The organism is Delftia sp. HK171 (assembly GCF_001886655.1).
Lineage (GTDB): Bacteria > Pseudomonadota > Gammaproteobacteria > Burkholderiales > Burkholderiaceae_C > Comamonas > Comamonas acidovorans.
This window is the reverse complement of sequence record NZ_CP018101.1, coordinates 3,668,549-3,683,769: the sequence shown is the minus strand read 5'-3', so window position 1 is coordinate 3,683,769 and position 15,221 is coordinate 3,668,549. Positions and strand designations below refer to the sequence as shown.

The window sequence follows — 15,221 nt, the reverse complement described above, 5'->3', positions numbered from 1 at the left end:
GACCCGCAGTCCCCTGTGACAACGGCATGCCGAAAGCGCATCAATCCATAATGCGAGCCCATGAATCCCCTGCTCTCCCGACTCCAGCCCTACCCGTTTGAGCGTCTTCGCAAACTGTTCGCCGGGGTCCAGCCACCGGCGGGCGTGCGCCCCATCAGCCTTGGCATCGGAGAGCCCCGCCATGCCACGCCGGCGTTCATTGAACAGGCCCTGAGCGCCGACCTGGGCGGCCTGGCCAAGTACCCCGCCACAGCCGGCGAGCCCGCGCTGCGCGAGGCCTGCGCCCAATGGGCACGCCAGCGCTATGGCATTGCCCTGGACGCCGCCACCCAGGTGCTGCCCGTCAACGGCTCGCGCGAGGCACTGTTTGCCTTCACCCAGGTGGTGGTGGATGCCAGCCAGGACGGCGCGCGCGTGATCTGCCCGAACCCGTTCTATCAAATCTACGAAGGCGCCACCCTGCTGGCCGGCGCCCAGCCGTACTACGCGCCCAGCGACGCCGCACGCAACTTCGCGGTGGACTGGGACAGCGTGCCCGCCGACGTGTGGGAAAAGACCCAGCTGATCTTCGTGTGCTCTCCCGGCAACCCCACAGGCGCGGTGATGCCGCTGGCCGAATGGGAAAAGCTGTTTGCGCTGTCCGACCGCTACGGCTTCGTGATCGCCAGCGACGAGTGCTACAGCGAGATCTATTTCGACGGGACCGCCCCCCTGGGCGGCCTGGAAGCCGCACAGCGCCTGGGCCGCACGGATTACAAAAACCTGCTGATGTTCACCAGCCTGTCCAAGCGCAGCAATGTGCCGGGCCTGCGCAGCGGTTTCGTGGCGGGCGATGCGGCCCTGATCAAGGCCTTTTTGCTGTACCGCACCTACCACGGCGGTGCCATGAGCCCCGTGGTGCAGACGGCCAGCATGGCGGCCTGGGCCGACGAGGCCCATGTCGAGGAAAACCGCCGCCTGTACCGCGAAAAGTTCAACCAGGTCACGCCCGTGCTGGCGCGCGTGATGGATGTGCGCCTGCCCGACGCAAGCTTCTACCTCTGGGCCGGCATTCCCGAATCGCTGGGCCTGGACGACGCCGACTTTGCACGCGAGCTGTATGCCGCCACCGGCGTGACCGTGCTGCCCGGCAGCTACCTGGCGCGCGAGGCCAATGGCCGCAACCCCGGCGCCGGGCGCGTGCGCATGGCCCTGGTGGCCGAGACCGCAGAATGCCTGGAAGCCGCCCAGCGCATTGCACAGTTCATAGAATCGCGCCAGCGCTGAGACAGCCCTGCGCTCCCCTTTCCTCACAAACCCTTTGATCACCAAAGCCATATGACGCAACAGCTGCAATCCATCATCGACACCGCCTGGGACAACCGTGCCAGCCTCTCCCCCGCTGCCGCCCCCAAGGAAGTGACCGAGGCCGTGGACCACGTGATCGAAGCCCTGAACAACGGCCAGCTGCGCGTGGCCACGCGCGAAGGCGTGGGCCAGTGGACCGTGCACCAGTGGATCAAGAAGGCCGTGCTGCTGTCCTTCCGCCTCAAGGACAACGTGCTGATGCAGTCCGGCGACCTGAACTTCTTCGACAAGGTCCCCACCAAGTTCGCCGGCATGACCGAGGCCGAGATCGCCGCCACCGGCGTGCGCGTGGTGCCCCCGGCTGTGGCCCGCCGCGGCAGCTTCGTGGCCAAGGGCGCGATCCTGATGCCTTCCTACGTGAACATCGGCGCCTATGTGGACGAAGGCACCATGGTTGACACCTGGGCCACCGTGGGCTCCTGCGCCCAGGTCGGCAAGAACGTGCACCTGTCCGGCGGCGTGGGCCTGGGCGGCGTGCTGGAGCCGCTGCAGGCCAACCCGACCATCATCGAGGACAACTGCTTCATCGGCGCGCGTTCCGAAATCGTCGAAGGCGTGATCGTGGAAGAGAACTCCGTGATCTCCATGGGCGTGTACATCGGCCAGTCCACCCCCATCTATGACCGTGCGACCGGCGAGACCAGCTATGGCCGCGTGCCCGCCGGCTCGGTGGTGGTGTCGGGCAACCTGCCCAAGGACAACGGCCGCTACAGCATGTACGCCGCCATCATCGTCAAGAAGGTCGATGCCAAGACCCGCTCCACCACGAGCCTGAACGACCTGCTGCGCGATTGATCCGCATCCGCACCGCGCCAAAGGCGTGGTTGCGGCGCCAAAACATCCCCTGTTCAGGGGATGGAGCAAGGCATACTCTCGAGGGCGTCCCCGGCCACCAGGCAGCGGACGCCCGTTTCACGTCACAAGAGCGTGCAGACGATCCAAGAACAGCGGCAGTACACGAATTTGGGGGAAAACATGGGCACGATGGAGAGGATTTTGCGCCTGATGGGCGAGAAGCAGGCGTCCGACGTCTACCTGGCGGTCAACGCGCCGGCGCTGATCAAGATCAACGGCGAATGCGTGCCCATCAACAACCAGCTGCTGCCGCCCGACGCGCCGCGCAGCCTGCTGGCCGAGATCGTGCCGGCCGAGCGCCTGCAGGAGCTGGACGAAACGGGCGAGCTCAACATGGGCGTGCCGCTGCGCGGCGTGGGGCGTTTTCGCGTCAGCGCCATGCACCAGCGCGGCAGCTGCGCCGTGGTGATCCGCTTCATCGCCCAGCACATCCCGGCCATGGACACGCTGAACCTGCCGCCCGTGCTGGGCGAGCTGATCATGCAAAAGCGCGGCCTGCTGCTGGTCGTGGGCTCCACGGGCTCGGGCAAAAGCACGACGCTGGCCTCGATGATCGATGCGCGCAACGAAAAGCTCACGGGCCACATCCTCACCATCGAGGACCCCATCGAATACCAGTTCCGCAACAAGCGCTCCATCGTCAACCAGCGCGAAGTGGGCTCGGACACGGCATCGCTGCAGATCGCGCTCAAGAATGCGCTGCGGCAGGCGCCCGACGTGATCCTGATCGGCGAAATCCGCGACCGCGAGACCATGTCCTCGGCCATGGGCTTTGCGCAGTCGGGCCACCTGTGCCTGGCCACGCTGCACGCCAACAACAGCTACCACGCGCTCAACCGCATCCTGTCCTTCTTCCCCGAGGAAATCCGCCCCACCATGCTGGGCGAGCTGTCGGCAGCGCTCAAGGGCGTGATCTCCCAGCGCCTGGTGCGCACCGTGGACGGCGGCCGCATGCCGGCCGTCGAGGTCATGCTCAACACCAAGCTGATCGCCGACCTGATCGAGCGCGGCAACTTCTCGGGCGTCAAGGAGGCCATGGAAAAATCCATGGCCGAAGGCTCGCAGACCTTTGAAGAGGCGCTGGCGCAGCTGGTCCGCTCCGGCCGCATCGACCGCGCCGAAGCCCTGGCCTTCGCCGATTCGCCCACCAACCTGATGTGGCGCCTGGAAAACGACGTGGTCAAGGCCAGCCATGCCGCGCCGTCCAGCCAGTTCGCCGAACTGGCCACGCCCGGCGAGGACGACATGCCCTCGTTCACGGAAATCATGCTGGAAGTCAAGCCGAACTGATCGGCTGGCCCCGCAGCGTTCACAATGTCGGAGCACGCTGGCGGCAGCCGGCCCTCCGACTTTTTTGTTTTTTGATTCCACCCACCATGTCCCGCACCCTGCAACTGACCGAGCAGCTGATCAGCCTGCCCTCCGTCACTCCCGAAGACGCCGGCTGCCTCGAACTCCTGGCCGATGCCCTGCAGCCCATGGGCTTTGCCTGCGAGCGCATCGACAGCGGCCCCGACAGCTTTCGCGTGCGCAACCTCTGGGCCCGGCGCTCCGGGACAGGCGCCGACCGGCCCGTGCTGGTCTTTGCCGGCCATACCGACGTGGTGCCCACCGGCCCGCTGGAGCAGTGGAGCAGCCCGCCCTTCGTGCCCACGCACCGCGACGGCAAGCTGTACGGCCGCGGCGCCAGCGACATGAAGACCTCCATCGCCGCCTTCGTCGTGGCGCTGGAGGAATTCCTGGCCGAGACACCGGCCCCCTCCTTCGACATTGCCTTGCTGCTGACCAGCGACGAGGAAGGCCCTTCGGTGGACGGCACCAAGGTCGTGGTCGAGCTGCTGCGCGAGCGCGGCGAGCGCCTGGACTGGTGCATCGTCGGCGAGCCCACATCAGTGGAGCGCACGGGCGACATGATCAAAAACGGCCGCCGGGGCACCATGAGCGGGCGCCTCACGGTCAAGGGCATCCAGGGCCACATCGCCTACCCGCAGCTGGCGCGCAACCCCATCCACCAGGCCCTGCCGGCCCTTGCCGAACTGGCCGCCACGCGCTGGGACGAGGGCAATGGCTTCTTCCCGCCCACCAGCTGGCAGATCAGCAACATGCATGGCGGCACGGGCGCATCCAACGTCATTCCCGGCCATGTGACCATCGACTTCAACTTCCGCTTCTGCACCGAGTCCACGGCCGAATCGCTCCAGCAGCGCGTGCAGGCTGTGCTGGACCGCCACGGGCTGGAGTACGAGCTGGCCTGGACCATTGGCGGCCAGCCCTTCCTGACCACGCCGGGCACGCTGGTGAATGCCGTGCAGGCGGCCATCCGCGCCGAGACCGGCCTGGAGACCGAGCTGTCCACCACGGGCGGCACCAGCGACGGCCGCTTCATCGCCCAGATCTGCAGCCAGGTCGTGGAGGTGGGCCCGCCCAACGCCAGCATCCACAAGATCGACGAGCACATCGTGGTGGCCGACATCGAGCCCATCAAGAACATTTACCGCCGCACGCTCCACGAGCTGCAGCGCCAGCAGGCCGCCTGAACGCGACCAAGGAGCCGACGATGACATCCGCCCCCACCCCTGCCAATATTCCCGCCATCTCGGGCAGTACCATCGCCGACCTCGTGGCCTCCGGGGCCGCAGCGCTCACGGCGGCCGGCGTGGCCTTTGGCCACGGCACCGCCACGGCCGAAGACGAAGCGGCCTGGCTCACGCTGTGGAAGCTGGGCCTGCCGCTGGACAGCGAACTGGCGCCCGGCGCGCCCGAATCCCTGGCCGACCAGGCCGTCAGCGCCCAGCAGCAGGCCGGAGTGGCCGAGCTGTTCGCAGAGCGCATCCGAACGCGCAAGCCCGCCGCCTACCTCACGCGCGAGGCCTGGCTGCAGGGCGTGCCCTTCTACGTGGACGAGCGCGCCATCGTGCCGCGCAGCTTCATTGCCGAGCTGCTGGCCGACGGCAGCATCGACGGCTGGCTGTCCGACCGCACGCGCCGCGTGCTGGACCTGTGCACGGGCAACGGCAGCCTGGCCTGCCTGGCGGCCATGGCCTGGCCCGAGGTCGAGGTCACGGGCGCCGACATCTCGGCCGACGCGCTGGCCGTGGCGCGCATCAACGTGGACCGCCATGAACTCGCCGAGCGCGTGCAGCTGCTGGAAAGCGATGGCCTGGCCGCCCTGCCCGGCCCTTGGGACCTGGTGCTGTGCAACCCGCCCTATGTGAACGCCGACAGCATGTCGCGCCTGCCCGCCGAATACCAGGCCGAGCCCGAACTGGCGCTGGCCGGCGGCGCCGACGGCATGGACTTCATCCGCCGCCTGCTGCTGGACCTGCCGTCGCGTCTGGCCAAGGAAGGCGTGGTCGTGCTGGAAATCGGCAATGAAAAGGATTTCTTCGAAGCCGCCTTCCCCGACCTGCCCGTGTTCTGGCTGGACACCAGCTCGGGCGACGAGCAGGTGCTGCTGATCACCCAGGAGGCGCTGCGCGCCTGGACCGAAGGCGACATCGAGGCCCTGCGCCCCACCTACCGCCCCCTGGGCTGAAATGGACCTGCGGGCGCTGCGCTACTTCATCGCGGTGCTGGAGGCGGGCAGCCTCTCGCGCGCCGCGCACTCGCTGTACGTGGCCCAGCCCGCGCTCACGGCGCAGATCAAAAAGCTGGAAGGCGAGCTGGGCACCCAGTTGCTGGAGCGCAGCCACGCCGGCGTGACCCCCACGCCGGCCGGCGCCCAGCTGTACGAGGACGCACGCCGCCTGCTGTCCGACGCCGATGCCATGCGCGAGCGCATACAGCGCCTGCCGCAGGGCCCCGAAGGCTCGGTCACCATCGCCCTGCCCTTTTTGCTGACCAGCCTGCTGGCCGGCCCCGTGATCGCCAGCCTGCGCAATAGCCACCCGCGCATACGCATCTTTGTGCTCGACGACCTCAGCCTCATGGTGCAAAAGGCCATGCTGGACCGGCGCGCAGACCTGGCCATCCTCGTGGACACGGCCAGCCTGCACGACATGCAGGTGCAGCCCATGGCCGAGGAATCCATCTACATCTGCGGCCAGGATGTCGATGGCAGCGTGGCCCCGCTGCTGCGCCCCGCGCCGGACGGCGGCCTGCCGCACATGGACTTTGCCCACGCCTGCCAGCTGCCGCTGGTGCTGCAGTCGCGGCGCTTTTCCATCCGCCAGACCGTGGAGGCCGCGGCCGACGCACGGGACCTGCGGCTGAACATCGTCCACGAACACGATTCAGCGCGCGTCATCCGCTCGCTCTACCACTGCGGCGCGGGCTTCACCTTCACGCCCGCCTGCTCGCTGAGCGATGCGCCCGCCTGGCTGCGCGAGGAAGCCAAGGCTGCGCCCACGGCCATCCAGCACGGCTGGATCGTGGCCCAGGTCACGGCGCCCGAACTGTTGCGCCGCTACTTCCTGGCCGTGCAGGCCAACCGCAGCAGCGACCCGGCGCTGCAGGTGGTCCAGCAGGCGCTGATGGCACAGGCCCGGCAACTCATCACGGCCGGCATCTGGCAGGCGCGCTGGCAGCAGGCATGACGGCATGACCGCAGGGGTTTGGGCATGGGGTCATCAGCAAATACCGCAAGGGTTGATCTGGACATCAATTTTTCTGATGCGCCTGAATCACTAAACGGTATTTCCCCGCTCCAGGCCTCTTCTGGAACAGTGCATGGCACGCCGCGCAAAACGCGCGGCTTCAGCCAAGGAATGCCATGCACGAGACATCCCGGCCCACCGCAGGCCACCCCCATTCCCACTCCTACTCCCTTCCCATCCCCAATGTCGGCGAACTGGTCGCGCGCAGTTGCAGGGCCCACGGCGCGCAGCCGGCCGTGACCAGCGCCGCACGCAGCATCAGCTACGCCGAGCTGGAACAGCGCTCCAACCGGCTGGCCAATGCGCTGGCGGCGCTGGGCCTGTCCCGTGGCGACCGCGTGGGCATCTACCTGCCCAACTGCGTGGAAATCGTGGAGATCGAGATCGCCTGCTACAAGGCCGGACTCATCAAGGCGCCCTTCAACGCACGCCTTTCGCCGCGCGAAGTGGGCGATATCGCGGCCAACAGCGATGCCGCCGTCATCGTGACCACCGCAGCGCGCGCCGAGGCCTTCAAGCCGCACCTGCAGTCTGCCGACGTGCGCCTGCTGCTGCTGGACGGCCCCGCCGGCGAAAGCTACGAGGCCCTGCTCGCCCGCGCCAGCGACCGCTTCCGGCCCGTGGCCGTGCACGAGCACGAGGTGGCCGTGCTGCACTACACCTCAGGTTCTTCGGGCGTGCTCAAGGCCGCCATGCAGACCTTCGGCAACCGCCTGGCCCAGCTGCGCAAATTCCTGATGCGCGGCGAGGGCATGCAGGCCGGCCACGTGCTGGGCCTGGTCGGTCCGGTCACGCACGCCTCGGGCATGCAGATGGTGCCGGCGCTGTGCACGGGAGCCACCATCCACCTGTTCTCGGGCTTCGAGCCTGGCGCCTTCATGGCCGAGATGCAGGCGCGGCGCGTGACCCATACCTTCATGGTGCCCACCATGATCAACATGCTGCTGGCCGAGATCGGCGGCCGCTACCGCCCCCTGCCCGACCTGCTGCGCCTGGGCTACGGCGCAGCGCCCATGGCGCCGGCACGCATCCTGCAGGCCATGGACGTGTTCGGCCCCATCCTGTCCCAGGGCTACGGCGCGGGCGAGACCACCTCCGGCGTCTGCGGCCTGACGGTGCAGGACCACCTGCAGGCGCGTGCATCGCGCCCCGAGCGGCTGGCTTCCTGCGGACGGCCCTTCCTGGAATCCCTGGTCGAGGTGCTGGACGACGAGGGCCGCCCGGTGCCCGAGGGCGAGATCGGCGAAATCGTGGTCAGCGGCGCCGATGTCTTTGCAGGCTACTGGCGCGCGCCCGAGCTGACGGCCGAGGTGCTCAAGAACGGCCGCTACCACACGGGCGATCTGGCCCGCATGGACGAGCAGGGCTTTGTCTACATCGTGGACCGCAAGAAGGACATGGTCATCAGCGGCGGCTTCAACGTCTATCCGTCCGAGGTGGAGTCCGTGCTCTACGAACATGCCTCGGTGGCCGATGCCTGCGTGTTCGCCATTCCCGACGACAAATGGGGCGAGGCCGTGGCCGCCCACATCGTGCTCAAGCCCGGCCTGGCCGGCGACAGCGCCGCGCTGGACCGCTTTTGCGCGGAGCGCCTGGGCGGCTTCAAGCGCCCGCGCCACATCGAATTCGTGCAGCAGCTGCCCAAGAACCCCAACGGCAAGGTCATGCGCCGCGCCGTGCAGGCGCCCTACTGGGCCAACCACGCCCGCAAGGTGAACTGAGATGAACGCCAAAGACACTCTCCCCGCCGCCAACGCTGCCCTGCTGGAAATGCCCTTTGAAGGCTCGGAACGCGCAGCCGGCCTGATCGACGCGCTCAACGCCTTCATCCACGGCGAACTGGCCGACCTCGCCCGCGCGCATGGCGTGGACCATGAAAACAGCGCTTCCACCGAACTGCTGCGCCAGGTCTGGAAGCTGTCGCATGCGCGCGGCTTCTACGGCATGACCCTGCCCGAGGCCATGGGCGGCGCCGGCCTGTCCGTGCTCGATCAGGTGCTGGTCAAGGAGGCCATCTACGCCACGGGCTCGCCCTTCGCGCCCCATGTGCTGGGCGAACTCAGCGGCCCGCCGCGCATAGGCGCGCTGATCCGCAAGGCCACGCCGCTGCAGATGGAGCAGTTCATCCTGCCCGTGGCGCGCGCCGAGAAATCCATCTGCTTTGCGCTGACCGAGGCCGCAGCGGGCTCGGACGCCGGTGCGCTGGAGACGCGCGCCGTGCTCGAAGGCGACCACTACGTGCTGCACGGCCGCAAGCGCTTCATTTCGGGCTCGCCGTTTGCCGACTTGGCCGTGCTCATGGCCTCGACCGCGCCCGAGGGCAGCCCGCAACGCGAGATCAGCGCCTTCTTCGTGGACCTGCATGCCCCGGGCGTGCAAGTGGTCAGCGGCTACAAGACCATGGCCGGGCAATCGAGCACGGGGGACATCGTGCTCGACGGCTGCCGCGTGCCCGCTGCCCAGTTGATCGGCGAGCCGGGCCGTGGCCTGGCCCTGGCGCTGGGCCGCATCACCGTCAACCGCCTGCTGCACTGCCCGGCCATGCTGGGCCTGGCCCAGGTGGCGCTGCGCGATGCGCGCGACTATGCGCTGGGGCGCCAGCAATTCGGCCGCAGCATTGCCCAGTTCCAATCCATACAGCACATGCTGGCCGACATGGCCACCGAATGGATGGCGGCGCGCGCACTGATGGTGCAGACGGCCCGCGCCATCGACGCCGGCATCGATGCGCGCGCCCAGGCCTCGATGAGCAAGCTGTTCTGCTCGGAGACGGCGTTCCGCATCGCCGACCGCGCCGTACAGATCCATGGCGGCGAAGGCATCGTCCAGGGCCGGCGCGTGGAATTCCTGTTCCGCATGCTGCGCATGTACCGCGTGCTCACGGGCACCAGCGAGATACAGCGCAACACCATCGCCAAGGAACTGCTGGAGCGGGCCGGCGCCTGAGGCTGGCCGGCATGAAAGCGAAAAGACAAGGAGACAACGCCATGCAAGACAATCCATCCCAAAGGCCGGACCGACGCCGATTCCTGCGCGCTGCGGGCGCCGCATCGCTTGCCGCAGGCCTGCCCTGGGCCACCACAGCCGCCACAGCCACCACACACGACAGCGCCTGGCCCACGCGCCCCATCAAATGGGTGGTGCCCTACCTGGCCGGCACCAGCCCCGACACGGCCGCGCGCATCGTGGCCGAGGCGCTGTCGGCCCAGCTGGGCCAGCCCGTGGTGATAGACAACCGCGCCGGCGCGGGCGGCAACATCGGCGCACGCCAGGTGGCCAAGGCGCCGGCGGACGGCTACACCCTGCTGTATTCGGGCTCGCCCATGGCCGCCGCCATGCGCATGTACAAAAGCCCGGGCTACGACGTGTTCAAGGACTTCCGCCATGTGCTGGGCATGTCGCGCTCGGACATCCTGGTCGTCGTGCATGCCGACTCGGGCATGCGCACGCTGGACGACCTGGCCGCGCGCGCCAAGGCCAGGCCGGGGGCGCTGGACTATGCCTCGGGCGGCGTGGGCACGCCGTCGCACCTGGGCGTGGAGATGCTGGCCTCCAGCATGGGCCTGCAGGTCAACCATGTGCCCTACAAGGGCGCCTCGGAACTGGTCAATGCCGTGCTGGGCCAGCAGGTGGCCTTCGGCGCCCCGCTGTTTTCCGTGGCCTATCCCAAGGTGCTGGCCGGCAAGCTGGTGCCGCTGGCCATTGCCGGGCCGCAGCGCAATGCCAAGCTGCCCCAGGTGCAGACCCTGGCCGAGCTGGGTGTGCCCAATGTCAACCTCACATCCTGGGGCGGCGTGTCCGTGCCGGCCGCCACGCCCGAGCCCATCGTCCAGCGGCTGCGCACGGCGCTGGAGGAAGTGCTCAGGCAGCCCAGGGTCATCGCCTTGCTGGAGCAGGAAGGCGGCAAGGTCGCCATCACCAGCGCCGACGCCTATGCCAAGGGCTTCGAGCGCGAGATCCAGTTCACCCAGTCCATGATGCAGCGCGTGGGCATACAGCCGATCTAGGGCCTGGTACCAGGGCTTTGCACCGTGGCCGGGCACGGGCATGGCGGGCGGCAATCCTGCCCTGGCGCAATCGCTGGGATAATCCTGCCCATTCATGATCAGCCTTCGCAACATTACCCTGCGCCGCGGCACCCGCGTGCTGCTGGACAGCACCTCCGTCTCCATCAACCCCGGTGAAAAAGTCGGCCTTGTCGGACGCAATGGCGCCGGCAAGTCCAGCCTGTTCGCCCTGCTCAACGGCAGCCTGGCCGAGGACGGTGGAGAGTTCTCCATCCCTTCGCAATGGCGCCTGGGCCAGGTCGCGCAGAACATGCCCGAGACCTCGGAGACGGCCACCCAGTTCGTGCTGGACGGCGACACCCGCCTGAGCGAGCTCAATGCCCAGCTCGCGGCCGCCGAGGCCAGCGAGGACGGCATGGCCATCGCCCATGCCCACGTGGACCTGGCCGATGCCGGCGCCCACGATGCCGTGCCGCGCGCCCAGGCCCTGATCCTGGGCCTGGGCTTCAAGGTCTCCGAGCTGGAGCACCCCGTCAACAGCTTCTCTGGTGGCTGGCGCATGCGCCTGCAGCTGGCGCGCGCGCTGATGTGCCCCTCCGACCTGCTGCTGCTGGACGAACCCACCAACCACTTGGACCTGGACGCCCTGGTCTGGCTGGAAGCCTGGCTCAAGCGCTACCCCGGCACCCTGGTCGTGATCAGCCACGACCGCGAATTCCTGGACGCCATCACCAACACCACGCTGCACATCGAAAACGCGCAGGTCACGCGCTATGGCGGCAACTACAGCAAGTTCGAGGAACTGCGCGCCCAGCAGATCCTGCTGCAGCAGGCCTCGTTCGAGCGCCAGCAGGACAAGATCGCCCACCTGCAGAAGTTCATCGACCGTTTCAAGGCCAAGGCCTCCAAGGCCAAGCAGGCGCAAAGCCGCGTCAAGCAGATCGAGCGCATGGAAAAGGTCGCCCCCATGCTGGCCAGCGCCGATTTCACCTTCGAGTTCAAGCCGCCGGCCAACCTGCCCAACCCCATGCTGGCGATCACGGACGCCGCATTCGGCTACCTGGACGATGAAGGCCAGGCAACCACCATCCTGCGCGGCGTCAACCGCTCAGTGCTGGCGGGCCAGCGCATCGGCATCCTGGGCGCCAACGGCCAGGGCAAGTCCACCCTGGTCAAGACCATTGCGCGCGAGATGAAGGCACTGGCCGGCACCGTGACCGAAGGCAAGGGCCTGAACATCGGCTACTTCGCCCAGCAGGAACTGGACGTGCTGCGCCCCGGCGAGAACCCGATGGAGCACATGATCCGCCTGGCACGGGACACCGGCGCCACCGGCCCGCAGGCCCGCGAACAGGACCTGCGCAGCTACCTGGGCACGTTCAATTTCAGCGGCGACATGGTCAAGCAGGCCGTGGGCAGCATGAGCGGCGGCGAAAAGGCCCGCCTGGTGCTGGCCATGATCGTCTGGCAGCGCCCCAACCTGCTGCTGCTGGACGAGCCCACCAACCACCTGGACCTGGCCACGCGCGAGGCCCTGGCCATGGCCATCAACGACTTCGACGGCACCGTTATGCTGGTCAGCCACGACCGCGCGCTGCTGCGCTCGGTCTGCGAGGACTTCTGGCTGGTCGGCCGTGGCGTGGTCGGCCCCTTCGACGGCGACCTGGACGACTACCAGCGCTACCTGCTGGAAGAATCCCGCCGCCTGCGCGAAGAGGCCCGCAAGGCCGAACAGGCGGCTGCTGCCACCAGCAAGGCGGCAGCGCAGATGGAGCCCGCAGCACATGCAGCACCTGCAGTGCAGGCCCCCGTGGCTGCTGCGCTGGCCCCGGCCCCCGCTGCCCCGCCCACGCCGCCGGCCGCCAGTGCCGGAGACCAGCGCGAGCAACGGCGCCTGGCCGCCCTGGCCCGCCAGCAGATGGCCGAGAAGACCCGCCCGTTCAAGAAGGAACTGGAACAGCTGGACAAGCGCCTGCCCCAGCTGCAGGCCGAGCGCACGCGGCTCGAAGGCCTGCTGAGCCAGCCCATCTCGCCCGCCGACATGGCCGAGACGGGCCGCAGCCTCAAGGCCTGCAACGACGAGATCGACAGCCTGGAAGAGCGCTGGCTGGAACTGAGCGAGCAGATCGAGCAGCTGTCGGCCGCGATTTCCGACTGATTCCAGTCGTTCTCGAAAACCAGGCGGTCCCATGGGACCGCCTGCCACAAGCGTCGTCCCGCGTAAAGACGGCGCTCCACTTCGGCTGCGCCGAGGTGCGCCCCTGAGGCCCCGCCCTCCCCTCACGCCCCTCACGCCCCTCACGCCCCCGCACTTCCCCGCAGCCAGCGGAACGCATGGATCGTTCGGTTCAGGGTTTCTCCTGAATGAAAGATTTCATTCTTAAAAAATAATGAATGAAAGAGACCATTCACTTTCATTCATTCATGGAACTCCACCCCCACCCCGCCGTACAGGAGCTGCTGCGCGCCAGCGTCGATGGCTCGCCCGCCGTCGCCCGGGTCGGGCGCTGGATGGCCGCGCATCCGGTGCTGGCCGTCACGCTGAGCGCCGAGGAAGTGGCCAATGCCTGCGGTGGCTCCCTGGCTGCCGTCAACCGCTTCGCCAAGCACGCCGGCTACGAAGGCTTTGCCGATTTGCGCCTGCACCTGGGCCGCCAGCTGCAGCAGGCCCTGGAGCCCGTGAACAAGCTGCGCGCGGCGCATGGGCCCGAGGCCGCCACGGCTGGCGCCGTGGGCGAGCAGGCTTTCGGGCACACGCAGCGCAACCTGCAGGCGGCTGCGCAGGCCTGCGACCCCGGCCTGCTCGACCAACTGGCCCAGCGCATCTGCCGCGCACGCCGTGTGCTCTTCATGGGGTTCGGCAGCTCCCACCATGTGGCGGCCTTTGGCGCCGACGTGCTGCAACCCTATCTGCAGCAGGTGGTGGAAGTGACCTCCGCAGGCGGATCGGAACAGGCGGTACGCCGCATGACAGGGCTGACGGAGCAGGACGTGCTGATCGCCATTTCACTGCCGCGCTACTCGCGCGAAGCCGTCGCGCTGACGGCGCACACACGCCAGCGGGGCGCCCTGACCATCGCCATCACCGACGAGGCCACGAGCCCGCTGGCCCGCGAGGCCGACTACACGCTGCTGGCACCCGCCTCGCATCCCCTGCTGCCTTCATCGCCAATGGCGGCCATGGCCATGGTCGAGGCACTGGCCACCCAGGTCATCCGCGCCACACCCCAGGCCGTGCGCAGCCTGGTCGAACTGTCCGAGTCGGTGCTTCCCTACCTGACTCCGGACGCCGATACCGCTTCGCCGGCGGCAAGCAAGCCGCAACCCCAGGCCCCCCATCCCGCTGGAAAGGATTCACCATGAACGCCCCTGCCCGTCTGCGCTTTGCGCTTGCATCGATGGCCGCCCTCTTCACACTCGCTGCCGCGCCGGCCCACGCTGGCAAGACGCTGGACGGCATCAAGCAGCGCGGCGCCGTGGCCTGCGGCGTGCACACGGGGCGCGCAGGCTTTGCGCTCGCCGACGGCAGCGGCAACTGGTCCGGGCTGGACGTGGATCTGTGCCGTGCCGTGGCTGCAGCCACCCTGGGTGACGCCAGCAAGGTCAAGTTCATTCCCACCAGCGGCCAGACACGCATCACGGCGCTGCAGTCCGGCGAGATCGATCTGCTGGCACGCAACACCACCTGGACCTTCACGCGCGACAACGGCCTGGGCCTGATGTGGGCGGGCATCAATTTCCACGACGGCCAGGGCTTCATGGCCAGGAAGAAACCCGGCCTGAACAGCGTCAAGCAACTCTCTGGCGCCACCATCTGCGTGATCAGCGGATCCACCACGGAAAAGACCCTGTCGGAGTACTTTCGCGCCCACAAGCTCAACTACAAGGCAGTGGTGTTCGACAACCCCGAAGCCGCCCTGCAGGCCTTCAGCAGCGGACGCTGCCAGGCCTATACAGGCGACCTCGGCGCCCTGGCCGTGCTGCGCGGCAAGGAGCTGGCCAACCCCGACGACTACGTGATCCTGCCCGAAGTCATCTCCAAGGAGCCGGCCGGCCCCGCCGTGCGCCGCGGTGACGACGAATGGTTCGCCGTCGTGCGCTGGACACTCAACGCCATGATCGAGGCCGAGGAACTGGGCATCACCCAGGCCAATGCCGACGAGCTCAAGACCCGCTCCGACAGCATCCAGGTCAAGCGTTTCCTGGGCCAGAGCGACGACCTGGGCAAGCAGCTGGGGCTGGACAAGGAATGGGCGCTGCGCATCGTCAAGGCCGTGGGCAACTATGGCGAGAGCTATGAGCGCAACCTGGGCGCCAAGTCCGGATTGAACGTCCCGCGCGGCAAGAACGCGCTGTTCACCAAGGGCGGCCTGATGATGTCGCCGCCGATGAACTGACGCGCCGAGGGCACCCTGCC

The 15,221-nt window shown here is 68.0% G+C and carries 12 protein-coding genes; all 12 read left to right on the top strand.

Features of this window, described 5'->3' with window-relative positions; all coding sequences use genetic code 11:
* The first annotated feature begins 60 nt into the window (after positions 1-60).
* The 12 genes from dapC to BO996_RS16535 all read left to right on the top strand — a co-directional run bounded on the left by dapC (position 61) and on the right by BO996_RS16535 (position 15,201).
* Positions 61-1,266 (top strand): succinyldiaminopimelate transaminase, encoded by a 1,206-nt coding sequence (gene dapC / locus BO996_RS16590; RefSeq protein ID WP_013802542.1) that lies wholly within the window; start codon positions 61-63, stop codon positions 1,264-1,266.
* Between the two features lie 51 nt (positions 1,267-1,317).
* Positions 1,318-2,142, top strand: coding sequence for a 2,3,4,5-tetrahydropyridine-2,6-dicarboxylate N-succinyltransferase (gene dapD, locus BO996_RS16585; RefSeq protein ID WP_012205450.1), 825 nt, complete (start codon positions 1,318-1,320; stop codon positions 2,140-2,142).
* A 180-nt stretch (positions 2,143-2,322) separates the two neighbouring features.
* Positions 2,323-3,492 carry a PilT/PilU family type 4a pilus ATPase gene (locus BO996_RS16580; protein ID WP_012205449.1) on the top strand — a complete coding sequence of 390 codons (1,170 nt, stop codon included), beginning with the start codon at positions 2,323-2,325 and terminating at the stop codon, positions 3,490-3,492.
* Between the two features lie 86 nt (positions 3,493-3,578).
* Positions 3,579-4,739, top strand: a complete 1,161-nt coding sequence (gene dapE / locus BO996_RS16575) for a succinyl-diaminopimelate desuccinylase (protein ID WP_071955726.1) — start codon at positions 3,579-3,581, stop codon at positions 4,737-4,739.
* 20 nt (positions 4,740-4,759) lie between these two features.
* Complete coding sequence (prmB, locus tag BO996_RS16570) at positions 4,760-5,737, top strand: 50S ribosomal protein L3 N(5)-glutamine methyltransferase (protein ID WP_071955724.1); 978 nt, start codon at positions 4,760-4,762, stop codon at positions 5,735-5,737.
* 1 nt (position 5,738) lies between these two features.
* On the top strand, positions 5,739-6,737 hold the full coding sequence (locus BO996_RS16565) for a LysR family transcriptional regulator (protein ID WP_071955722.1): 999 nt from the start codon (positions 5,739-5,741) through the stop codon (positions 6,735-6,737).
* Between the two features lie 176 nt (positions 6,738-6,913).
* Positions 6,914-8,518 carry an AMP-binding protein gene (locus BO996_RS16560; RefSeq protein ID WP_071955720.1) on the top strand — a complete coding sequence of 535 codons (1,605 nt, stop codon included), beginning with the start codon at positions 6,914-6,916 and terminating at the stop codon, positions 8,516-8,518.
* 1 nt (position 8,519) lies between these two features.
* The gene (locus BO996_RS16555; RefSeq protein WP_071955718.1) at positions 8,520-9,743 is read left to right on the top strand and encodes an acyl-CoA dehydrogenase family protein; all 1,224 of its coding nucleotides are present in this window, start codon (positions 8,520-8,522) and stop codon (positions 9,741-9,743) included.
* Positions 9,744-9,784: 41 nt separating this feature from the next.
* A complete protein-coding gene (locus BO996_RS16550) occupies positions 9,785-10,804 on the top strand; it encodes a tripartite tricarboxylate transporter substrate binding protein (protein ID WP_071955716.1) in 1,020 nt (339 codons plus the stop codon).
* A 94-nt stretch (positions 10,805-10,898) separates the two neighbouring features.
* Positions 10,899-12,962: an ABC-F family ATP-binding cassette domain-containing protein gene (locus BO996_RS16545; protein WP_071955714.1), complete on the top strand. Its 2,064-nt coding sequence runs from the start codon at positions 10,899-10,901 to the stop codon at positions 12,960-12,962.
* A 266-nt stretch (positions 12,963-13,228) separates the two neighbouring features.
* On the top strand, positions 13,229-14,167 hold the full coding sequence (locus BO996_RS16540; protein ID WP_232240337.1) for a MurR/RpiR family transcriptional regulator: 939 nt from the start codon (positions 13,229-13,231) through the stop codon (positions 14,165-14,167).
* The gene (locus BO996_RS16535; protein WP_071955710.1) at positions 14,164-15,201 is read left to right on the top strand and encodes an amino acid ABC transporter substrate-binding protein; all 1,038 of its coding nucleotides are present in this window, start codon (positions 14,164-14,166) and stop codon (positions 15,199-15,201) included. Before BO996_RS16540 ends, BO996_RS16535 begins: the two co-directional genes overlap by 4 nt.
* Positions 15,202-15,221: the final 20 nt, after the last annotated feature.